Annotated in this window: 20 protein-coding genes; 12 read left to right on the plus strand and 8 right to left on the minus strand. The window is 59.1% G+C overall.

Annotation, left to right across the window (positions count from 1 at the left end; all coding sequences use genetic code 11):
- Positions 1 to 297: 297 nt before the first annotated feature.
- The 4 genes from gcvT to ACR809_RS03910 all read left to right on the plus strand — a co-directional run bounded on the left by gcvT (position 298) and on the right by ACR809_RS03910 (position 5,692).
- Positions 298 to 1,392, plus strand: coding sequence for a glycine cleavage system aminomethyltransferase GcvT (gene gcvT / locus ACR809_RS03895; protein WP_002916480.1), 1,095 nt, complete (start codon positions 298 to 300; stop codon positions 1,390 to 1,392).
- 24 nt (positions 1,393 to 1,416) lie between these two features.
- The gene (gcvH, locus tag ACR809_RS03900) at positions 1,417 to 1,806 is read left to right on the plus strand and encodes a glycine cleavage system protein GcvH (RefSeq protein ID WP_002916479.1); all 390 of its coding nucleotides are present in this window, start codon (positions 1,417 to 1,419) and stop codon (positions 1,804 to 1,806) included.
- 206 nt (positions 1,807 to 2,012) lie between these two features.
- A complete protein-coding gene (gene gcvP / locus ACR809_RS03905) occupies positions 2,013 to 4,886 on the plus strand; it encodes an aminomethyl-transferring glycine dehydrogenase (protein WP_032412226.1) in 2,874 nt (957 codons plus the stop codon).
- 62 nt (positions 4,887 to 4,948) lie between these two features.
- Positions 4,949 to 5,692 carry an SDR family oxidoreductase gene (locus ACR809_RS03910; protein ID WP_019704916.1) on the plus strand — a complete coding sequence of 248 codons (744 nt, stop codon included), beginning with the start codon at positions 4,949 to 4,951 and terminating at the stop codon, positions 5,690 to 5,692.
- A gap of 120 nt (positions 5,693 to 5,812) precedes the next feature.
- On the opposite strand, the gene ACR809_RS03915 is transcribed toward ACR809_RS03910, so the two are convergent.
- The 6 genes from ACR809_RS03915 to ACR809_RS03940 form a co-directional block, all read right to left on the minus strand.
- Positions 5,813 to 6,316: a protein disulfide oxidoreductase gene (locus tag ACR809_RS03915; protein WP_023280517.1), complete on the minus strand. Its 504-nt coding sequence runs from the start codon at positions 6,314 to 6,316 to the stop codon at positions 5,813 to 5,815.
- Positions 6,306 to 6,917 carry a DsbA family protein gene (locus ACR809_RS03920; RefSeq protein ID WP_004181237.1) on the minus strand — a complete coding sequence of 204 codons (612 nt, stop codon included), beginning with the start codon at positions 6,915 to 6,917 and terminating at the stop codon, positions 6,306 to 6,308. The genes ACR809_RS03915 and ACR809_RS03920 overlap by 11 nt, the downstream gene beginning before the upstream one ends.
- Before the next feature lies 1 nt (position 6,918).
- On the minus strand, positions 6,919 to 8,928 hold the full coding sequence (locus tag ACR809_RS03925; protein ID WP_023280516.1) for a protein-disulfide reductase DsbD family protein: 2,010 nt from the start codon (positions 8,926 to 8,928) through the stop codon (positions 6,919 to 6,921).
- Positions 8,929 to 8,977: 49 nt separating this feature from the next.
- Positions 8,978 to 9,337, minus strand: a complete 360-nt coding sequence (locus tag ACR809_RS03930; protein ID WP_004900527.1) for a hypothetical protein — start codon at positions 9,335 to 9,337, stop codon at positions 8,978 to 8,980.
- Between the two features lie 124 nt (positions 9,338 to 9,461).
- Complete coding sequence (gene bglA / locus ACR809_RS03935; protein ID WP_004185559.1) at positions 9,462 to 10,895, minus strand: 6-phospho-beta-glucosidase BglA; 1,434 nt, start codon at positions 10,893 to 10,895, stop codon at positions 9,462 to 9,464.
- Positions 10,896 to 11,013: 118 nt separating this feature from the next.
- Positions 11,014 to 11,742 carry a MurR/RpiR family transcriptional regulator gene (locus ACR809_RS03940; protein ID WP_002916321.1) on the minus strand — a complete coding sequence of 243 codons (729 nt, stop codon included), beginning with the start codon at positions 11,740 to 11,742 and terminating at the stop codon, positions 11,014 to 11,016.
- A gap of 49 nt (positions 11,743 to 11,791) precedes the next feature.
- On the opposite strand from ACR809_RS03940, the gene yqfB reads away from it, so the two are divergent.
- Together yqfB and trhA are read left to right on the plus strand one after the other, a co-directional pair.
- Positions 11,792 to 12,103, plus strand: coding sequence for a N(4)-acetylcytidine aminohydrolase (gene yqfB, locus ACR809_RS03945; RefSeq protein ID WP_004144734.1), 312 nt, complete (start codon positions 11,792 to 11,794; stop codon positions 12,101 to 12,103).
- Between the two features lie 163 nt (positions 12,104 to 12,266).
- The gene (gene trhA, locus ACR809_RS03950; protein WP_002916317.1) at positions 12,267 to 12,926 is read left to right on the plus strand and encodes a PAQR family membrane homeostasis protein TrhA; all 660 of its coding nucleotides are present in this window, start codon (positions 12,267 to 12,269) and stop codon (positions 12,924 to 12,926) included.
- 150 nt (positions 12,927 to 13,076) lie between these two features.
- Here trhA and ygfZ read toward each other — a convergent pair whose 3' ends face one another.
- A complete protein-coding gene (ygfZ, locus tag ACR809_RS03955; protein WP_002916313.1) occupies positions 13,077 to 14,060 on the minus strand; it encodes a tRNA-modifying protein YgfZ in 984 nt (327 codons plus the stop codon).
- A 245-nt stretch (positions 14,061 to 14,305) separates the two neighbouring features.
- Between ygfZ and sdhE the strand changes: the two genes are divergently transcribed.
- Entirely contained in the window at positions 14,306 to 14,572 is a 267-nt protein-coding gene (gene sdhE / locus ACR809_RS03960) for an FAD assembly factor SdhE (protein WP_002916312.1), read from the plus strand.
- Positions 14,553 to 14,963 carry a protein YgfX gene (locus ACR809_RS03965; RefSeq protein ID WP_002916310.1) on the plus strand — a complete coding sequence of 137 codons (411 nt, stop codon included), beginning with the start codon at positions 14,553 to 14,555 and terminating at the stop codon, positions 14,961 to 14,963. The genes sdhE and ACR809_RS03965 overlap by 20 nt, the downstream gene beginning before the upstream one ends.
- A gap of 6 nt (positions 14,964 to 14,969) precedes the next feature.
- On the opposite strand, the gene fldB is transcribed toward ACR809_RS03965, so the two are convergent.
- Positions 14,970 to 15,491: a flavodoxin FldB gene (fldB, locus tag ACR809_RS03970; protein WP_004144730.1), complete on the minus strand. Its 522-nt coding sequence runs from the start codon at positions 15,489 to 15,491 to the stop codon at positions 14,970 to 14,972.
- Positions 15,492 to 15,591: 100 nt separating this feature from the next.
- Between fldB and xerD the strand changes: the two genes are divergently transcribed.
- From xerD to prfB, 4 genes are all read left to right on the plus strand, one after another.
- The gene (xerD, locus tag ACR809_RS03975) at positions 15,592 to 16,488 is read left to right on the plus strand and encodes a site-specific tyrosine recombinase XerD (protein ID WP_004144729.1); all 897 of its coding nucleotides are present in this window, start codon (positions 15,592 to 15,594) and stop codon (positions 16,486 to 16,488) included.
- 22 nt (positions 16,489 to 16,510) lie between these two features.
- Positions 16,511 to 17,224: a bifunctional protein-disulfide isomerase/oxidoreductase DsbC gene (gene dsbC / locus ACR809_RS03980; protein WP_004174456.1), complete on the plus strand. Its 714-nt coding sequence runs from the start codon at positions 16,511 to 16,513 to the stop codon at positions 17,222 to 17,224.
- Between the two features lie 5 nt (positions 17,225 to 17,229).
- Positions 17,230 to 18,963, plus strand: coding sequence for a single-stranded-DNA-specific exonuclease RecJ (gene recJ, locus ACR809_RS03985; protein ID WP_108452515.1), 1,734 nt, complete (start codon positions 17,230 to 17,232; stop codon positions 18,961 to 18,963).
- Between the two features lie 85 nt (positions 18,964 to 19,048).
- Positions 19,049 to 20,147 (plus strand): peptide chain release factor 2 gene (prfB, locus tag ACR809_RS03990; protein ID WP_095858446.1). Its coding sequence is split into 2 segments (ribosomal slippage): positions 19,049 to 19,123 and positions 19,125 to 20,147, totalling 1,098 coding nucleotides; the frame shifts between segments, so codons are not numbered across the junction.
- Positions 20,148 to 20,154 lie beyond the last annotated feature (7 nt).

Genomic DNA, 20,154 nt, shown 5'->3' on the forward strand with positions numbered 1-20,154 from the left:
AGCCGTAAAATCGCATAAGACACCATCATTACCTAATTGTCGCGCCGTTAATGTTAATTTTATGTGGCGTAAATCGCTTTTTTCCAGTCAATAACTCTGTAGGCTTTTCGGCGGATTTTAGCCATAAGCTAATGTGATGCCCTGAATGAGCTTATGGTTTAGCGCCGGGTTCGGTGGTAAGTTCAGGCCAAAGAGAACGTTTGCGTCGGCGTCCGTCAGCGATGCCGATGCCGAATTTCGTGGCGCAAAATCGCCGACAATTTCGTGGCTGGTTCCGTTTTATTCGATGAGGAAAAGATGGCTCAACAGACTCCGTTGTATGAACAACACACGCTGTGCGGCGCGCGCATGGTGGATTTCCATGGCTGGATGATGCCGCTGCATTACGGGTCCCAGATTGATGAGCACCATGCGGTGCGCGGCGATGCAGGGATGTTCGATGTGTCGCATATGACCATCGTCGATTTCCACGGCAGCCGGATCCGCGAGTTCTTGCGCTATTTGCTGGCCAACGATGTGGCGAAGCTCACCACCCCGGGCAAAGCGCTCTACACCGGCATGCTGACCGCCTCCGCCGGCGTCATCGACGACCTGATTGTCTATTTCCTTTCTGAAGATTATTTCCGCCTCGTTGTTAACTCCGCCACCCGCGAAAAAGACCTCGCCTGGATCTCCGAACAAGCTGAACCTTACGGCCTTGAAATTACCGTTCGCGACGATCTGTCGCTGATCGCGGTCCAGGGCCCCCAGGCGAAAGCGAAGGCGGCGACGCTGTTTACCGACGCTCAACGTCAGGCCGTGGAAGGCATGAAGCCGTTCTTCGGCGTGCAGGCCGGCGACCTGTTTATCGCCACCACCGGCTATACCGGCGAAGCGGGTTATGAAATTGCGATGCCGAACGAGCAGGCGGCTGATTTCTGGCGCGGTCTGCTGGACGCTGGCGTTAAGCCGTGCGGTCTTGGCGCGCGCGACACCCTGCGCCTGGAGGCCGGGATGAACTTGTACGGCCAGGAGATGGACGAAGGCGTTTCCCCGCTGGCGGCGAACATGGGCTGGACTATCGCCTGGGAGCCCGCCGATCGTAACTTCATCGGCCGCGAAGCGCTGGAGATGCAGCGCGAAAAAGGCACCGAGCAGCTGGTTGGCCTGGTGATGACCGAGAAAGGCGTCCTGCGCGGTGGTCTGCCGGTCCGTTTTACCGATAGCGACGGTAATCAAAAAGAAGGCATTATCACCAGCGGCACCTTCTCGCCGACGCTGGGCTACAGCATCGCGCTGGCTCGCGTGCCGGCCGGGATTGGCGACACCGCGGTGGTGCAAATCCGTAACCGTGAAATGCCGGTAAAAGTGACTAAACCTGGTTTTGTACGCAATGGCAAAGCCATTGTGTGATTTCCCTTTTTTGGAGATGAATTGATGAGCAACGTACCAGCAGAACTGAAATACAGCAAAGAACACGAGTGGCTGCGTAAAGAAGCGGACGGTACCTATACCGTAGGGATCACCGAGCACGCGCAGGAGCTGCTTGGCGATATGGTTTTCGTTGACCTGCCGGAAGTGGGCGCCACCGTTGAAGCGGGTGCCGATTGCGCGGTTGCCGAATCCGTGAAGGCGGCCTCCGATATCTACGCGCCGATTAGCGGTGAAATCGTTGCCGTCAACGAAGAGCTGAACGACTCTCCGGAACTGGTCAACAGCGACCCGTATACCGACGGCTGGATCTTCAAGATCAAAGCCAGCGACGAAGCGCAGGTTGCCGCGCTGCTGGATGCCGCCGCGTATGAAGCTTTACTGGAAGACGAATAAATACGCTTCATCCTTCACGCTGCAGGGGCGTTGGCTTCCTGGCTCCCCCCGGTCACTTACTTTTGTAAGCTCCCGGGGAGTCGCTGTGTCGCCGCCTTCCTGCAACGCGAATGATTTTGCGTATTCTGGCCCGGTAAGCATCAGCGCTTGCCGGGCAAACCAGTCAGACAACCACGATTCACCGCACGTTTCAGGAACCATCGCTCATGACTCAGACTTTAAGTCAGCTTGAAAACCGCGACGCCTTTATTGAACGTCACATTGGCCCGGACGCTCAGCAGCAGCAAGAGATGCTGAAGACCGTCGGCGCGGATTCGCTTAACGCCCTGATCGGCCAGATTGTGCCGCAGGATATCCAGCTGGCGACCCCACCACAGGTGGGCGACGCGACTACCGAATTCGCCGCGCTGGCGGAGCTGAAGGCGATTGCCAGTCGCAACAAGCGCTTCAAGTCTTACATCGGCATGGGCTATACCGCCGTGCAGCTGCCGCCGGTCATTCAGCGCAACATGCTGGAAAACCCGGGCTGGTATACCGCCTATACCCCTTACCAGCCGGAAGTATCCCAGGGCCGTCTGGAGTCGCTGCTCAACTTCCAGCAGGTCACTCTGGATCTGACCGGGTTGGATATCGCTTCCGCTTCGCTGCTTGATGAAGCCACCGCCGCCGCCGAAGCGATGGCGATGGCCAAACGCGTGAGCAAACTGAAGAACGCCAACCGCTTCTTCGTTGCCGCCGATGTCCATCCGCAAACCCTGGATGTGGTTCGCACCCGTGCGGAAACCTTCGGCTTCGACGTCATCGTCGATGACGCTGACAAAGTGCTCGATCACCAGGATGTTTTTGGCGTGCTGCTGCAGCAGGTGGGCACCACCGGTGAAATCCACGATTACAGTAAACTGATCGCCGAGCTGAAAGCGCGCAAAGTGATTGTCAGCGTCGCCGCCGACTTTATGGCGCTGGTGCTGCTGACGGCGCCGGGCAAGCAGGGCGCCGATATTGTCTTCGGTTCCGCTCAACGTTTCGGCGTGCCGATGGGCTATGGCGGCCCGCACGCGGCCTTCTTCGCGGCGAAAGATGAATTCAAACGCTCCATGCCGGGCCGGATTATCGGCGTATCGAAAGACGCGGCGGGTAATACCGCGCTGCGCATGGCGATGCAGACTCGCGAGCAGCATATCCGCCGCGAGAAAGCGAACTCCAACATTTGTACCTCGCAGGTTCTGCTGGCCAACATCGCCAGCCTGTACGCGGTTTTCCACGGCCCGGCGGGCCTGAAACGTATCGCTGGCCGCATTCATCGCCTGACCGACATTCTGGCCGACGGCCTGCAGAAGAAAGGGCTGAAGCTGCGCCATGCTCACTACTTCGACACCCTTTGCGTCGAAGTGGCGGATAAAGCCGCGGTGCTGGCGCGTGCCGAAGCGCTGCAGATTAACCTGCGTAGCGATATTCACGGCGCGGTTGGCATTACGCTCGATGAAGCGACCACCCGCGAAGATGTGCTGAACCTGTTCCGCGCCATCGTTGGCGACGATCACGGTCTGGATATCGATACCCTGGATAAAGACGTGGCGCTGGATAGCCGTTCGATCCCGGCGGCGATGCTGCGCGACGATGCGATCCTCACCCATCCGGTGTTTAACCGCTACCATAGCGAAACCGAGATGATGCGCTACATGCACGCGCTGGAGCGTAAAGATCTGGCGCTGAACCAGGCGATGATCCCGCTGGGCTCCTGCACCATGAAACTGAACGCCGCGGCGGAGATGATCCCGATCACCTGGCCGGAATTTGCCGAGCTGCACCCGTTCTGCCCGGTCGAGCAGGCGGAAGGTTATCATCAGATGATCGCCCAGCTTTCCGACTGGCTGGTGAAACTGACCGGCTATGACGCCGTCTGCATGCAGCCGAACTCCGGCGCGCAGGGTGAATATGCTGGCCTGCTGGCGATTCGCCATTATCACGAGAGCCGCAACGAAGGCCATCGCGATATCTGCCTGATCCCTAGCTCCGCGCACGGCACCAACCCGGCTTCCGCGCAGATGGCGGGTATGCAGGTAGTGGTCGTTGCCTGTGATAAAAACGGCAACATCGATCTCGCCGATCTGCGTGAAAAAGCAGAGCAGGCGGGGGCCAATCTCTCCTGCATCATGGTCACCTATCCGTCGACCCACGGCGTGTATGAAGAGACCATTCGCGAAGTGTGCGAGATCGTGCACCAGTTTGGCGGCCAGGTTTATCTCGACGGCGCCAACATGAACGCCCAGGTCGGGATCACCTCTCCGGGCTTTATCGGCGCCGACGTTTCGCACCTCAACCTGCATAAAACGTTCTGCATTCCGCACGGCGGCGGCGGCCCGGGCATGGGCCCAATCGGCGTAAAAGCGCACCTGGCGCCGTTCGTGCCGGGCCACAGCGTGGTACAGATTGAAGGTATGCTGACCCGCCAGGGCGCGGTTTCCGCCGCGCCGTTCGGCAGCGCGTCCATTTTGCCCATCAGCTGGATGTATATCCGCATGATGGGCGCGGAAGGGCTGAAGCAGGCGAGCCAGAACGCGATCCTTAACGCCAACTACATCGCGACCCGGCTGAAAGACGCCTACCCGGTGCTCTACACCGGTCGCGATGGTCGCGTAGCGCACGAATGTATTCTTGATATTCGTCCGCTGAAAGAAGAGACCGGCATTAGCGAGCTGGATATCGCCAAGCGCCTGATCGACTTTGGCTTCCATGCCCCGACCATGTCTTTCCCGGTAGCGGGGACGCTGATGGTTGAGCCGACGGAATCGGAAAGCAAGGTCGAGCTGGACCGCTTTATCGACGCGATGCTGGCGATCCGCGCGGAAATCGACCGCGTCAAAGCCGGCGAATGGCCGTTGGAGGATAACCCTCTGGTGAACGCGCCGCACACCCAGGGCGAGCTGGTGGGCGAGTGGAACCATCCGTACAGCCGCGAGCTGGCGGTATTCCCGGCTGGGTTGCACAACAAGTACTGGCCGACGGTGAAACGTCTGGATGATGTCTACGGCGACCGCAACCTGTTCTGCTCCTGCGTGCCGATGAGCGAATACCAGTAAGTTTGCGTTTTAGCTAAACTTTTAAAGGCGCTGCGGCGCCTTTATTTTTTTGGAGGGAAGGTATGGGAATAGCTCTTATTAGCGGCGCGAGCCGCGGCATAGGCCGGGCGACGGCGCTGCTGTTGGCGCAGGAAGGATATACCGTGGCGGTCAATTACCATCACAACATTAACGCCGCCACCGAGGTGGTGAATACCATTGTGGCGTCTGGCGGCAAAGCCACGGCGCTGCGGGCGGACATCAGCGATGAAGCGCAGGTGATGGCGATGTTTGAGGCAGTTGACCGCATGGGCGAGCCGCTGACGGCGCTGGTCAACAACGCCGGGATCCTGTTTACCCAGTGTACGGTGGAGAGCCTGAGCGCCGAGCGTATTAACCGCGTGCTGGCCACCAACGTCACCGGTTATTTCCTCTGCTGTCGCGAGGCGGTAAAGCGCATGTCACATCGACATGGCGGTAAGGGCGGGGCGATAGTTAACGTGTCGTCGGCGGCGTCGCGCCTTGGCGCGCCGGGGGAGTACGTTGACTATGCCGCGTCGAAAGGGGCGGTAGATACCCTGACCACCGGGCTGGCGCTGGAGGTGGCGGCGCAGGGGATCCGGGTCAACGGCGTGCGTCCGGGGCTGATTTATACCGAGATGCACGCCTCCGGCGGTGAACCGGGACGCGTGGATCGAGTGAAAGGTTCGCTACCGATGCAGCGCGGCGGCCAGCCGGAAGAGGTCGCTCAGGCCATTGCCTGGCTGCTGAGCGACAAAGCGTCGTATGTGACGGGTAGCTTCCTTGAACTGGCGGGCGGGAAATAACCCGTAGATGTCTATTGCCCGGCGGCGCTGCGCTTGCCGGGCCTACGGGGTCAAAGCCGAATGGTAGGCCGGGTGGCGGATACGCCTTACCCGGCATAAAAACCGCTAAAGCCCGACGGTCTACCAGGAGGCCAGCCACAGCCGCAGGCGCATTCCCCAACTGCTGGTCCAGCCGGTGGTGACCGACTTCACCTCGCCTTGAGAAATGACCACCAGCGTTGGCGTTACCTGGATGTCCCACTGCCGCGCCAGCTGGCCGCTCGGATCATTCACCGTCGGCAGCGTCATTTTCTTCCTGGTCAGCCACTTCTCCAGCGTGACGTTATCGCCGGAACGCAGGGCTATCGTCAGCACATTGCCGCTGTCCGCGGCAAGCGATGCCACCGACGGCGTGGTATAGCGACAAACTCCGCACCAGGTCGCCCAGACGTACAGCAGCAGCGGCTTTTGCTGGCTCATGGCGTTCAGATCCAGCGTCCTGCCGTCGAGTGTCTGCAGCGATGTGGCGCTGACGTTTTGCGGCAGCGCGGGCTGGCGAAAATAATCCACCGCCAGGCTCACCGCCGCGCCAATCAGCAGCCACACCGCCAGCTCGCGCAGCCAGCGCCTGATTTTACTGGCCACGGGCTTTCGCCAGCTGCTCTTTCACCAGCCCCTCCAGGTCTTCAGCAGGGATCGCGCCGGCCACCATCTGATCGCCGATTATGGTCGCCGGGGTGCCCTGAATATTCAGCACCTGCGACAAAATCAGGTTCATCTTCAGCGAATCCATGGTCTTGTCATCGATATTTACACTATCGGTGGCGGTTTTCTTCTGCGCGGCGGCGATACTGGCGTCATCGTGATAGCCTTTTTTCGCCATCAGCCGCTGATGCAGCGCCCAGAATTTATCGGGCTGCTGACGCCAGGTGGAGAGCGCGGTTTTAGCGGCATTCACCGAACTCTGCCCTTTAAACGGCAGCAGCTTAACGATGAGCTGGATGTCCGGATTATCGTGGACGATTTTTTCCAGCAGCGGATCAAACTGTTTGCAGTAAGGGCAGTTGTAATCGGTAAACGAGACGATCGTGAGTTTTGGCTCTTTCGCGCCGGTGCGCGGGCTATTCGGATCGTTAAACAGCAGCTGGGCTAACTGGTCATTACCGTTCGATTGTGGTTCTTCCGCCGGGGCGGCGAAGCTGAAGGCCGATACGCACAGCAGTAATAATGCGGTGATAGTTCTCATGTTATTTTCCTTTAGCGGCGGACAGGGTGGCGAGAAGGTGTTCGCGGTCTAACAGCGCAGGCAGAATCTGTCCCTGCGGCAATTCCGGTCCGTAAATCTGGTTAAACGGCACCGCGGCACTGCCGCGTGCGGTTAAAAACTGGCTAATGTCAGCGGAGGGGCGGCTCCAGTCGCCGCGCAGGGCGACTACGTCTGGCGCTAACAGCGCCTGCTGGACGTCGTCGCGCAGCAGCACGTTGTATTTATTGGCTTTACAGGTCACGCACCAGTCGGCGGTGACATCAATAAATACCCGCTTATGCTCCGCCAGGGCGCTGGCGATAGCCTGCTCGCTGAGCGGCTGCCAGTTAACCCGGTCGCGGCGCGGGCCCTGGCCGTCCTGTTGGGCGACAAAGGCGACGGCGCCCGCCACCACGATGGCCAGGGCGCCCGCGCGCAGCGCCGTCCGCCAGCGGTAGCGCCAGGCGGTGGCCACTAGCAGGGCGATGGCCAGAATCACCAGCAGGGTAAGCACCGGCGTACGGCCGATGTGGATCGTCAGCAGGCTGACCAGCCATAGCGCTGAACCAAGCATCATTAGCCCCAGCACCACCCGCAGATGATTCATCCAGCGGCCCGGGCGCGGTAGACGTTGCGCCAGACCCGGCCAGGCAACGATCAGCAGCCACGGCAGGCTCATGCCGATCCCCATGGCGAAGAAAATGCCCCACAGCAGCGGCAGGGGCGCCACCAGCGCCACCGACACGGCGGTACCGAGGAACGGCGCGGTACAGGGCGTCGCCAGCAGGGTGGCGAAGGCGCCCTGCCAGAAATGGCCCATTAAGCCGTTGCCGCCGCGGGTGGCGAGGAAAGTGCTGGCGCTGGAGGAGAGGCGGATTTCGAACAGCCCCAATAAACTGGCGCTGAACAGCACCATCACCAGCGCCATCGCGCCGATAAACCACGGGTTCTGGAACTGGATGCCCCAGCCGAGCGCCTGATTCCCCAGGCGTAGCGCGGTCATCATCAGCGCCAGCGCCAGGAACGAGACGACGATCCCGCACACCGAGGCGAGGAACTGCCGCCGCACCGCGCCGCGTTCGCGACCTTCGGTTTGCACCAGCGAGCCGAGTTTCATCGCCAGCACCGGCAGCACGCACGGCATGACGTTGAGGATTAGCCCGCCGGCCAGCGCCATCAGCAGCACCCAGCCTAACGCCAGCCCCGGCGCGGCGCTGCCGGCGGCGATGGCGATATGGCTTTCCTGCGCCTGACCGCTATCCGCCAGCACCAGCGACAGCGTTTTGCCGCTCAGGTCCGGCGCCGCTTCGCCCCAGCTATCGGTGACCGGTACGGTGGCGGTCAACGTATCGCCGCGGCTGGTAAAGCTCGGCTTACCGAAATCGACATCCTCCATGCTGTCGATAAACAGCGCTGGCTGCTGCCAGCCGGCATCGCGGCGGGCGGTCACCGTCAGTTTGCCGCTGACGTAGCTGGCGGTCAGTTGCGAAGTCAGGCCATCGCGCAGCGGCAGTGTGCCCATCGCGCGGGTAAAATCATAATTAAATCGCTCCCCCGCCGGAGTCGTCATATCCAGCGAAAAGGGATAGTCAGTGAGAATACAGACATTGCTGCAGGTAGAGAGCGTCAGGACGCCGCTAAGCGTCGGCGGTATCTTCCCGCGCAGCGTCATCGGAAAGCTGACGTCGCCGTGATAGCCCTGAGTGGAAATGCCCGCGACGTCGAAGCGCTGCGGCGTCGGCCAGCGCCAGTTCACCTCCAGCGGCGTGTGCCAGGCGATAGCCGGCGCGATGCCGCCTTCCCCTGGCGAGCGCCAGTAGGTTTTCCAGCCCTTTTCCAGCGCTACGTCTAAAAGCAGGCGAGTGTCGCCATTGCTCTCGGTTTGCGCCCGCAGGCGCACGCTGGCGTGTTGATTGTCGGCGGCGCGCAGCCAGCCGCTGTCGGCGGCCTGGCTGACGGGCAGCCATAGCCAAAGCAGGCAGACCAGTAGTCGCCTGAATACCATATACATAAGTTTGCTCCGTAAGTGATGAATTAACCTGAACTGTCAGGAGAATCAATCACTCACGGAAGACGCATAATCGCAGATGCACCCGCAATCGGGGTGAGGAGATAACGCGGGGAGGCCACTGGCGTTCGATACGCGGCGGGATCGCCGCCAGCACCGCCAGCAGCAGGGTGATAGCCAACAGCGCCCCTTCAAACAGCATCGGCGGAACGGCCATCAGCGACTTGGCGCTGAGCTCGCACGGCGTGACCGGCGCCTCGGCCTGATCCTGGTTTTTCTGTAGCGACGGGCTGTCGGCGGTGAGGTTCATGACCAGCGCGTGCATCCCGGCCATCCGTTGAGCGGTGCAGGTTAGCACCACCAGACAGGCCAGGAGGACAAAAAGAATGGCTTTGCGTTGTCGCTTAATCATGATTGCCTCAAATATTCACGAGGCTTATCTTAACGGGCGAACGGGTTTTGGCAATGGTAAAGCTGTAAAGAAGTGTCTGGCGGATAAGCAATTAGCCCTCCCCCGGCCGGGAGAGGGCGGTTAGTTACAGGTTCTCACCGTTGCTGGCGATGACCTCTTTGTACCAGTTAAAGCTCTTCTTGCGCGAGCGGGACATGTCGCCGGTGCCATCGTCGTGTTTGTTGACGTAGATGAAGCCGTAGCGTTTGCTGTACTGCCCGGTGGTGAAGGAGACGCAGTCGATGCAGCCCCATGGGGTATAGCCCAGCAGATCGACGCCGTCATAAGTGACCGCTTTGATCATCTCTTCGATGTGGGCGCGCAGGTAGTCGATGCGGTAGTCATCGTTGATGCTGCCGTCGGATTCTACTTTGTCGTAGGCGCCAAAGCCGTTTTCCACGATAAACAGCGGCTTCTGATAACGCTCATACAGTTCACACAGAGAATAGCGCAGGCCGACCGGGTCAATCTGCCAGCCCCAGTCGGAAGCTTTGACGTGCGGGTTCGGCACGCTGCCTTCGAAACCGGAAATGGCGTCGCCAGTGCCGCCCTCGGCTTTCACCGCGTTGGTCATGTAGTAGCTGAAGCCGAGATAGGCGCAGGTACCTTCGCGCAGGATCTGCGCGTCGCCGTCTTCCATCCTGATGTTGAAGCCGCGGCGTTCCCATTCATTCAACACATAGCTCGGGTAGTAACCGCGCAGCTGGACGTCGGTAAAGACGTAGCGCTCGCGCATCGACTCCTGGGCGAACATGACATCTTCCGGTTTGCAGGAGTAAGGGTAGAGGGCGACCATCGCCAGCATGCAGCCGACCTGCATGTCCGGGTTGATGCGCCGCGCCGCTTTCACCGCCAGCGCGCTGGCCACGAACTGGTGGTGCAGCACCTGGTACATGGTCTCTTCCGGATTGTCATGCTCGGTATAGACCACCCCGGAGCAGCAGTAGCCGAACAGCGGTGCGCGCCAGTTGCGCTGGTTGTTGATCTCGTTAAAGGTCATCCAGTATTTCACTTTGTGCTTATAGCGCTCGAAGACCACTTCGGCGAAGCGTACAAAGAAATCGACCACTTTGCGGTTGGTCCAGCCGCCGTACTGCTGCACCAGGTGCAGGGGCATCTCGAAGTGGGAGAGGGTGATCACCGGCTCGATGTTGTATTTCAGCAGCTCGTCGAACATGTCGTCGTAGAACTTCAGTCCCTCTTCATTCGGCTGGGTTTCGTCACCCTGCGGGAAGATGCGGGTCCAGGCGATAGAGGTGCGGAAGCATTTGAAGCCCATCTCGGCGAACAGTTTGATGTCTTCTTTGTAGCGACCGTAGAAGTCGACGGCTTCGTGGTTCGGGTAGTATTTTCCCGCTTCGACCTGGTGAGTGATTTCGCGCGGCACGCCGTGCGCCCCGCCGGTCAACACATCGCAGATGCTGGGGCCTTTGCCGCCCTGATCCCAGCCGCCTTCAACCTGATGCGCGGCGACCGCGCCACCCCATAAAAAATCTTTCGGAAGGGTTAATTTTTTCATCCTGGCTAATCTCTCTAATAACTATTGTTCTCGAGTCTAGCAAAGTGAAAGTGAATGTCACGATATAACAAATTCCGCCAAAGGTAATATGTTACATCAAAAAAACAGGCTGTTATTTTTAGCTGATTTTGCGCGCTAATTTACGTCCGAGGGATTCGAGAATATAGATCACTGGAATTTGCGTTGTAATATCGTAGACGCCGCCGATGCGCGTCTGCGGCACGTGCCAGGAGAGATTGAAATCAGCCAGTTTGGCCAGCCGCGAATGCTCATGGCTGGTAATCGACATCACCTTGCAATGATGCAGGCTGAACTGGCTGGCAAAGCGCAGGATCTCTTCCGTCTCGCCAGAGACGGAAAGCACGATCGCCAGCGCGTTGCGGGCCATATCGTTGGTTACCGGAAAATAGGGGTCGTCAATATGGTTGCTGAATTTACCGACGTTGGAGAAGAAGCGTGCGCCATATTTCGCCAGCGCGCCGGAGGTGCCGGCGCCGACAAAAATAATACGTTCGGAGGCGAGAATAATATCGACGGCCTGCTCGAGTAATTCATCGAACTCGTCATTATTGACGCTTTTAAAAAAGCTCATTATTTCGCTGGCGCCGATATTTGCCTGTTGAGGCTCATTCTGCTCGAGATATAATTTAAAGCGCACGCGAAATTCAGAGTAGCCCTCGCACTGCAGTTTGCGGCAGAAGCGTAACACGGTGGTCGTGGAGACCCCGGCGGCCTCGGCCAGTTCGCGGATGGTCATGTACATCACTTTGTCACGATTTTTAATGACGTAGTGGTAGACCATCATCTCAAGATTATTGAGACTGGCGACAGCGGCGTGGGAGAACATACTCACAGGGCGAACTCACAATTCATAATGACCAGGACGGAATTATATCATGCAGGCCAATGACATTACCTTTTTTCAGCGTTTTCAGGACGACATCCTCGCCGGGCGCAAAACCATCACCATTCGCGATGCAGCGGAGTCGCACTTTAAGCCCGGCGATGTGCTGCGCGTTGGGCGCTATGAAGATGACGGCTATTTTTGCACCATCGCCGTGACCGCGACCTCGACGGTGACGCTCGATACGCTGACCGAACAGCATGCGCAACAGGAGAATATGACTCTCGGGCAGCTGCGGCAGGTCATCAGCGACATCTATCCTGGCGAGAGCCAGTTTTATGTCATTGAATTCAAAACGCTTTAAGATAATCAGGAACAGCTGTGAGTTGAAATAAAAATGTAACTTTATGATTTTAAAGTGTTTACAAATATACATCGTTTTATTTTAGCTAACAGGTGTTCACTGGAATCATTCTCAGTTACCCTAAGTGGGCAATGAAAGCGTTCTTGTTTTCACGGAGTCCAGTATGGTTCGCAAACCATTAATCACTCAGGGATATTCTCTGGCAGAGGAAGTTGCCAACAGCATCAGCCACGGGATCGGGCTGGTGTTCGGTATCGTCGGCCTTGTGTTGCTGCTGGTGCAGGCGGCGGATACAAACGCCAGCGCGACGGCGATCGCCAGCTACAGCCTGTACGGCGGCAGCATGATTATGCTGTTCCTCGCTTCCACGCTCTATCACGCGATCCCGCATCAGCGGGCGAAACAGTGGCTGAAGAAATTCGACCACTGCGCCATCTATTTGCTGATTGCCGGGACCTACACGCCGTTTTTGCTGGTGGGGTTGAATTCACCGCTGGCGAAGGGGCTGATGATCGTCATCTGGAGCCTGGCGCTGCTGGGGATCCTGTTTAAGCTGACCATCGCGCACCGCTTTAAAATTTTGTCGCTGGTGACCTATCTGACCATGGGCTGGCTGTCGCTTATCGTGGTCTATCAGCTGGCGGTGAAGCTGGCGGTGGGCGGGGTAACGCTGCTGGCGGTTGGCGGGGTGGTGTACTCGCTGGGAGTCATCTTCTACGTCTGCAAACGTATTCCTTATAACCACGCTATCTGGCACGGCTTCGTGCTCGGCGGCAGCGTATGTCACTTCCTGGCGATTTATCTTTACATCGGCCAGTCCTGATAAACATGCCACGGTGGCGCTGCGCTTACCGTGGCTACGATATTCTGCGGCCTGGAAATTCCACGGTGGCGCTACGCTTACCGTGGCTACGATATTCTGCGGCCGGGTAGCCCGGCTAAGGCGCAAGCGCCGCAAGCCGGGAACTTTTCCTTAATTTTCTTCCAGCGAATACGGCAATGGTTTGATGCTCAGGCTGCCGGCATCGTCGCGTACACGGAACACGCTGTCCGGTTCCATGTCGTTATTCATCACTACCTGGACCATCAGGCTTCCGTCATCCAGCTGTACGGCTGCCAGCACCGTACCGGTGCGGCGCCAGTTGTCGCCCATCTTCAGCTCCAGGTCTTCCCCGGCTTCCGGCACCCGGCTGGCGGTCCCTGACAGCGTCCACAGCGCGCGCTTATTGGCGCCGCGGAATTTCGCCCTCGCGACCATTTCCTGGCCGGTGTAGCAGCCTTTTTTGAAGCTGATGCCGCCCAGCGCCTGCAGGTTGGTGGCCTGCGGAATGAACTGCCCGCTGTTAGCGCTGTCGATAACCGGCAGGCCGGCTTCAATATTCAGCGCCAGCCACTGTTGGCTGTTGTTAAACTGCGCTTCGCCGCGCAACGCGTCGGTGACGCGGTTGGCGGTGTCGACATCGGTCACCAGCAGGAAGCGCTCGCCCGGGTGTTCAAACCACAGCAGGCTGGTGGCGCCTTCGCTGACCACCGGGGTGGCAGCGTCGGGCAAGGCGGCGAACAGCGGCGCCAGCGCGGCGCGCGCCTGGAAGCCGGCCACCCCCAGCAGAACCAGATCGTCGTTGGCGGCGATGGTGACTTTGGAGAAGACGGCATATTTTTTCAGCTCGGTCAGCTGCGCGTCGCGCAGGCTGCGGCGCTCAATCCACGCGAAGCCGCCCTCGCGACGGAATACGCGCAGGTTGCTCCACATCTTGCCTTTGGCATCACAGTGGGCGGCAAGCAGATGCTGGGCATCGGTGAGATGACTCACATCGGCGGTAATCTGCCCCTGCAGATATTTTTCGCTGTCCGGCCCGCTAATTGTCGCCAGCGCCCAGTCATCCAGGGTCATCAGCGTTAACGGCAGACGAGCGGAAGAGGAAGGCTGACGCGGAGGAAAAGGTGTAAAAGCCATAGTCATATCCTGAATCGCTTAACGCAGTGTGTGTGACCAATGGTAAAAGAGCTATAGTGCATTGCAAGTGCTTTCAACAGGCCATTTGTGCGCTGGCGTGAGACAGCCGCCTGACGCAGGGAATCAATAAACCCATCATTATTTTAAGGTTTTTATGGAAGGATGCTCGCATTCAGCGATATTCCTGTAAAGTTACGGCAGAAAACGGGTTAAACTAACCTATATTTTGCTGCTGGAAGGTCAACATGGACATTAACAATAAAGCACGTATCCACTGGGCATGCCGCCGCGGGATGCGCGAACTCGACATCTCCATCATGCCGTTCTTTGAGTATGAGTACGATACCCTCAGCGACGCTGACAAACAGCTGTTCATTCGCCTGCTGGAAAATGACGATCCGGATCTGTTCAACTGGCTGATGAACCACGGCAAACCGGCCGATGCGGAGCTGCAGCGGATGGTAACCTTAATTCAGACACGGAATCGGGAACGTGGTCCTGTGGCAATCTGATCTCCGTATCTCCTGGCGCGCGCAGTGGTTTTCCCTGCTGCTTCACGGCGTGGTGGCGGCCCTGGTGCTGTTGGTTCCCTGGCCGCTGAGCTATACCCCGATCTGGCTGCTGCTGCTGTCGCTGGTGGTCTTCGACTGCGTGCGCAGCCAGCGGCGGATCCATGCCCGTCGCGGGGAGATAAAACTGCTCACCGATTCCCGTCTTCGCTGGCAAAACGCCGAATGGGAGATCCTCGGGACGCCGTGGGTTATCAATAGCGGTATGCTGCTGCGTTTGCGCCATGTCGATACCCGGCGCGGACAGCATCTTTGGCTGGCGGCGGACAGCATGGACGCCGGAGAGTGGCGCGATCTGCGCCGGCTGGTGCTGCAAAAACCGGCGCAGGAGTAAGCCGCGTCAGGAAAAGTGTTCGGCCATTTCGCCGAGGATCTGCTCGCACCAGCTCTGGATGCGCTCGTCGCTCAGGTCGTACTGGTTGGTTTCATCCAGCGCCAGGCCAACGAACAGTTGGCCATCGGCGATCACCGGTTTCGGGCTGGTGAACTCATAGCCTTCGGTTGGCCAGTAGCCGACAAACTTCACGCCCTTGGTCGCCAGCTTGTCATGCAGCATGCCGAGCGCGTCAAGGAACCATTCGCCGTAGCCCAGCTGATCGCCCATGCCGTACAGCGCGACGATCTTTCCCTCGAGGTTCAGGGTGTCCAGCTGATCCCAGACCGCTTCCCAGTCTTCCTGAATTTCGCCGAAATCCCAGGTCGGGATGCCAAGGATCAGTACGTCGTACTGGCTCATCAGCGCGGGGGAGTCATCTTTCAGATTGTGCAGCGTCACCAGCTCGGGGCCGATGATATCGCGGATTTTCTCCGCGGCCATTTCGGTGTAGCAGGTACTGGAGCCGTAAAACAGACCTATATTCATCGCGTAAACATCTCTATTCTTGCCGTGAATGGCGGGCAGTGTACCAGAAAGGCGTCCTCTTAAGGCATAATGAGAGCGTTTAACGAACAAAGAGGCCGATGTGAAACAGGATCTGGCACTAATCGAACAGTTTCTCGATGCCCTTTGGCTGGAGCGCAACCTGGCGGAGAATACGCTCAGCGCCTACCGTCGCGATTTGACGATGTTAGTTGAGTGGTTGCACCATCGCGGCCTGTCGCTGGCAAGCGTTGGCAGCGACGATCTGCAGGCGCTGCTGGCTGAGCGGCAGTCCGGCGGCTACAAAGCCACCAGCACCGCGCGCCTGCTGAGCGCCGTGCGCCGTTTTTTCCAGCATCTGTACCGGGAAAAAATTCGCCCGGACGATCCCAGCGCGCTGCTGGCCTCGCCGAAGCTACCGCAGCGGCTGCCAAAAGATCTCAGTGAGGCGCAGGTTGAGCGCCTGCTGCAGGCGCCGCTGGTGGAGCAGCCGCTGGAATTGCGCGATAAAGCGATGCTGGAGGTGCTGTATGCCACCGGCCTGCGCGTCTCGGAGCTGGTGGGGCTGACGATGAGCGACATCAGCCTGCGGCAGGGCGTGCTGCGGGTGGTGGGAAAAGGCAACAAAGAGCGGCTGGTGCCGCTGGGGGAAGAGGCGGTACTGTGGGTGGAAAATTACCTCGAGTATGGTCGCCCCTGGCTGCTGAACGGCGTGGCGTCGGATGTCTTATTTCCCAGCCAGCGCGCCCAGCAGATGACGCGCCAGACCTTCTGGCACCGGATTAAACACTATGCCGTACTGGCGGGGATCGACAGCGAAAAGCTTTCCCCGCACGTGTTACGCCATGCGTTCGCCACGCATTTGCTCAATCATGGCGCCGATCTGCGCGTGGTGCAGATGCTGTTAGGACACAGCGATCTCTCCACCACGCAGATATACACCCACGTGGCGACCGAGCGTCTGCGACAACTTCATCAACAGCACCACCCGCGGGCGTGAGTGCTGAACAAAAGGACTGAGTATGAAAAAAGGTTTATTGATGTTCACCCTGCTGGCGGCCTCCCTTTCAGGAACGGCGCACGCCGATAGCGCGGCAATTAAACAGTCGCTGGCGAAGCTGGGTGTGCAGAGCACCGATATTCAACCATCGCCGGTTTCCGGGATGAGCACGGTGCTGACCGACAGCGGCGTGCTGTACGTGACCGACGACGGCAAACATATCATCCAGGGGCCGATGTACGACGTGAGCGGCGCGCAGCCGGTCAACGTCACCAACCAGCTGCTGCTGGGTAAGCTGAACGCGCTGAGCAATGAGATGATTGTCTACAAAGCGCCGAAGGAGCAGCACGTCATCACCGTCTTCACCGATATTACCTGCGGCTACTGTCATAAACTGCACGAGCAGATGAGCGACTACAACGCGCTGGGGATCACCGTGCGCTATCTGGCTTTCCCGCGCCAGGGTCTGCAAAGCCAGGCGGAGCAGGACATGAAGGCCATCTGGTGCGCGAAAGATCGCAACAAAGCGCTGGATGACGCCATGAATGGTAAAGGCGTGCAGCCGGCGAGCTGCAGCGTAGATATCGCCAAACATTACACCCTCGGCGTGCAGATGGGCGTCAACGGCACCCCGGCGATGGTCCTCAGTAACGGCATGGTGCTGCCGGGCTATCAGGGGCCGAAAGAGCTGAAGGCGTTCCTCGATGAGCACAAAAAACAGACAAGCGGTAACTGATTCGCGTGAAACAACAGATACAACTACGCCGCCGCGAGGCGGTTGACGGCGTCGAACTCCCCGCCGACCTGCCGCCGCTGCTGCAGCGGCTATATGCCAGCCGCGGGGTGCGCAGCGCGCAGGAGCTGGAGCGCAGCGTCAAAGGCATGCTCCCCTGGACGCAGCTCACCGGCGTTGAAAAAGCGGTCGAGATGCTGCATGACGCGTTCCAGAAAGGGTTGCACATCGTGGTGGTCGGTGATTTTGACGCCGACGGCGCCACCAGCACCGCGCTCAGCGTGTTGGCCCTGCGAGCGCTGGGTTACGGCAACGTCTCCTATCTGGTGCCGAACCGCTTTGAAGACGGCTACGGTTTAAGCCCGGAAGTGGTCGATCAGGCCCATGCTCGCGGCGCGCAGATGATCATGACCGTCGACAACGGGATCTCGTCCCATGCCGGCGTCGATCATGCCCATGCGCTGGGGATCCCGGTGCTGGTGACCGATCACCATCTGCCGGGCGAGACGCTGCCGGCGGCGGAAGCTATCGTTAATCCCAACCTGCGCGATTGCGACTTCCCGTCAAAATCACTGGCCGGGGTGGGCGTGGCGTTTTATCTGATGCTGGCGCTGCGCACTTTTCTGCGCGATAAAGGCTGGTTCGACGCTCGCGGCATCCCCGCGCCGAACCTTGCCGAGCTGCTGGATCTGGTGGCGCTTGGCACCGTCGCGGACGTCGTGCCGCTGGATGCTAACAACCGTATCCTCACCTGGCAGGGGTTAAGCCGCATTCGCGCCGGCAAATGTCGGCCCGGTATTAAGGCGCTGCTGGAAATTGCCAACCGCGATCCGCAAAAGCTGGCGGCCAGCGACCTCGGTTTCGCCCTCGGGCCGCGCCTGAACGCGGCGGGACGGCTGGACGACATGTCGGTCGGCGTCGCGCTGCTGCTGTGCGACAACATCGGCGAAGCGCGGGTGCTGGCCAACGAGCTCGATGCGCTTAATCAGACGCGCAAAGAGATTGAGCAGGGGATGCAGGCGGAAGCGCTAACGCTCTGTCAGCAGCTGGAGCGCAGCGCCGATACCCTGCCCGGCGGGCTGGCGATGTACCATCCGCAATGGCATCAGGGGGTAGTCGGCATTCTCGCCTCGCGGATTAAGGAGCGCTTCCATCGCCCGGTTATCGCTTTTGCGCCTACCGGCGACGGCACGCTGAAAGGCTCCGGTCGTTCCATTCAGGGGTTGCATATGCGCGATGCGCTGGAGCGCCTTGATACGCTTTATCCCGGGCTAATCCTGAAGTTCGGCGGCCACGCGATGGCGGCGGGCTTATCGCTGGAGGAGGCGCGTTTTGAAGAGTTTCAACAGCGCTTCGGCGAGCTGGTGACCGAATGGCTGGATCCTGCGCTGTTGCAGGGCGAGGTGGTTTCCGATGGCCCGCTGGCGGCGGCGGAGATGAGCATGGAAGTGGCACAGATGCTGCGCGACGCCGGGCCGTGGGGGCAGATGTTCCCGGAACCGCTGTTTGACGGTCATTTTCGCCTGCTGCAGCAGCGGCTGGTGGGCGAGCGTCACCTGAAGGTGATGGTCGAACCGGTTGACGGCGGGCCGCTGCTGGACGGTATCGCCTTCAACGTTGATACTTCCATCTGGCCGGATAACGGCGTGCGTGAAGTCCAGTTAGCCTACAAGCTCGACATCAACGAGTTCCGCGGCAACCGTAGCCTGCAGCTGATCATCGATCACCTCTGGCCAAATTGACAACAGTGTAGGAATAAGGGCGCGAATCCGGTAGAATTCCGCTCTTATCACCGCATTTTGACAAATCCATTAAAAGAAACCGACCATGTTTGAAATAAATCCGGTAAAAAACCGCATTCAGGACCTCACGGAGCGCTCCGACGTTCTTAGGGGGTATCTTTGACTACGATGCCAAGAAAGAGCGTCTCGAAGAAGTAAACGCCGAGCTGGAACAGCCGGACGTGTGGAACGAACCCGAACGCGCCCAGGCGCTGGGTAAAGAGCGTTCTTCCCTGGAAGCCATCGTAGATACCCTGGATCAGATGTCCCAGGGGCTGGAAGACGTTGCCGGCCTGCTGGATCTGGCCGTGGAAGCGGACGACGAAGAGACCTTTAACGAAGCCGTCGCCGAGCTGGATACCCTGGAAGAGAAGCTGGCGCAGCTTGAGTTCCGCCGCATGTTCTCCGGCGAATACGACAGCGCCGATTGCTACCTTGACATTCAGGCCGGTTCCGGCGGCACCGAAGCCCAGGACTGGGCCAGCATGCTGATGCGCATGTACCTGCGCTGGGCGGAAGCGCGCGGCTTTAAGACCGAAATCATCGAAGAATCCGAAGGTGAAGTCGCGGGGATTAAATCCGTGACCATTAAGATCATTGGCGATTACGCCTACGGCTGGCTGCGTACGGAAACCGGCGTTCATCGTCTGGTGCGTAAGAGCCCGTTCGATTCCGGCGGCCGCCGTCATACCTCCTTCAGCTCCGCGTTCGTTTACCCGGAAGTGGAAGACGATATCGATATCGAAATTAACCCGGCCGACCTGCGCATTGACGTATACCGCGCCTCCGGCGCCGGTGGTCAGCACGTTAACCGTACGGAATCCGCGGTGCGTATTACCCATATCCCGACCGGATTGGTGACGCAGTGCCAGAACGACCGTTCGCAGCACAAGAACAAAGACCAGGCCATGAAGCAGATGAAAGCAAAGCTTTATGAACTGGAGATGCAGAAGAAAAATGCCGAGAAGCAGGCGATGGAAGACAACAAGTCCGATATCGGCTGGGGCAGCCAGATCCGCTCTTACGTGCTGGATGACTCGCGTATTAAAGATCTGCGTACCGGGGTGGAAACCCGCAACACTCAGGCGGTGCTCGACGGCAGCCTGGACCAATTTATCGAAGCAAGTTTGAAAGCAGGGTTATGAGGAACCA

The sequence above is a fragment of the Klebsiella sp. CD33 genome (assembly GCF_051992865.1).
GTDB lineage: Bacteria > Pseudomonadota > Gammaproteobacteria > Enterobacterales > Enterobacteriaceae > Klebsiella > Klebsiella pneumoniae.

What these genes read in the sequence shown, in the direction of transcription:
- gcvH (WP_002916479.1), top strand. Translation starts at nt 1,417, where the DNA reads ATGAGCAACGTACCAGCAGAACTGAAATACAGCAAAGAACACGAGTGG.
- bglA (WP_004185559.1), bottom strand. Translation starts at nt 10,895, where the DNA reads ATGAAAAAATTAACCCTTCCGAAAGATTTTTTATGGGGTGGCGCGGTC.
- ACR809_RS03940 (WP_002916321.1), bottom strand. Translation starts at nt 11,742, where the DNA reads ATGTTCTCCCACGCCGCTGTCGCCAGTCTCAATAATCTTGAGATGATG.
- fldB (WP_004144730.1), bottom strand. Translation starts at nt 15,491, where the DNA reads ATGAATATAGGTCTGTTTTACGGCTCCAGTACCTGCTACACCGAAATG.
- gcvP (WP_032412226.1), top strand. Translation starts at nt 2,013, where the DNA reads ATGACTCAGACTTTAAGTCAGCTTGAAAACCGCGACGCCTTTATTGAA.
- ACR809_RS03910 (WP_019704916.1), top strand. Translation starts at nt 4,949, where the DNA reads ATGGGAATAGCTCTTATTAGCGGCGCGAGCCGCGGCATAGGCCGGGCG.
- yqfB (WP_004144734.1), top strand. Translation starts at nt 11,792, where the DNA reads ATGCAGGCCAATGACATTACCTTTTTTCAGCGTTTTCAGGACGACATC.
- ACR809_RS03920 (WP_004181237.1), bottom strand. Translation starts at nt 6,917, where the DNA reads ATGAGAACTATCACCGCATTATTACTGCTGTGCGTATCGGCCTTCAGC.
- ACR809_RS03925 (WP_023280516.1), bottom strand. Translation starts at nt 8,928, where the DNA reads ATGTATATGGTATTCAGGCGACTACTGGTCTGCCTGCTTTGGCTATGG.
- gcvT (WP_002916480.1), top strand. Translation starts at nt 298, where the DNA reads ATGGCTCAACAGACTCCGTTGTATGAACAACACACGCTGTGCGGCGCG.
- sdhE (WP_002916312.1), top strand. Translation starts at nt 14,306, where the DNA reads ATGGACATTAACAATAAAGCACGTATCCACTGGGCATGCCGCCGCGGG.
- dsbC (WP_004174456.1), top strand. Translation starts at nt 16,511, where the DNA reads ATGAAAAAAGGTTTATTGATGTTCACCCTGCTGGCGGCCTCCCTTTCA.
- ygfZ (WP_002916313.1), bottom strand. Translation starts at nt 14,060, where the DNA reads ATGGCTTTTACACCTTTTCCTCCGCGTCAGCCTTCCTCTTCCGCTCGT.
- ACR809_RS03930 (WP_004900527.1), bottom strand. Translation starts at nt 9,337, where the DNA reads ATGATTAAGCGACAACGCAAAGCCATTCTTTTTGTCCTCCTGGCCTGT.
- trhA (WP_002916317.1), top strand. Translation starts at nt 12,267, where the DNA reads ATGGTTCGCAAACCATTAATCACTCAGGGATATTCTCTGGCAGAGGAA.